Origin of the sequence: Streptomyces californicus (genome assembly GCF_000717645.1) — a bacterium.
In the GTDB taxonomy this organism is placed as follows: Bacteria; Actinomycetota; Actinomycetes; order Streptomycetales; family Streptomycetaceae; genus Streptomyces; species Streptomyces californicus.
The window spans coordinates 1-202 of the sequence record NZ_JNZZ01000102.1 but is presented as its reverse complement, the minus strand read 5'-3'; the positions used below and the strand labels follow the sequence as shown (position 1 = coordinate 202).

The 202-nt window shown below is 74.3% G+C and carries 1 protein-coding gene; it reads left to right on the top strand.

Annotated elements, in window-relative coordinates:
- Positions 1-3: 3 nt before the first annotated feature.
- Positions 4-202, top strand: a 199-nt coding sequence (locus IF19_RS01000000135290; RefSeq protein WP_282916639.1) for an AMP-binding enzyme, incomplete at its 3' end; no start/stop codon positions are given.

The window sequence follows — 202 nt, the reverse complement described above, 5'->3', positions numbered from 1 at the left end:
GAAGTGGAGTCCGCCCTGAACGGCGTGACGGGTGTGACCGGGGCGACGGCGGTGGTCCGTGAGGACCGTCCGGGCGACCGGCGCCTGGTCGCCTACTACGTCGGCGACGTGGAGCCGGCGGCCGTGCGGGCGCAGATCGCCGCCGGACTGCCGGACTACATGGTCCCGGCCGCCCTGATGGCCCTGGACGAGCTCCCGCTGA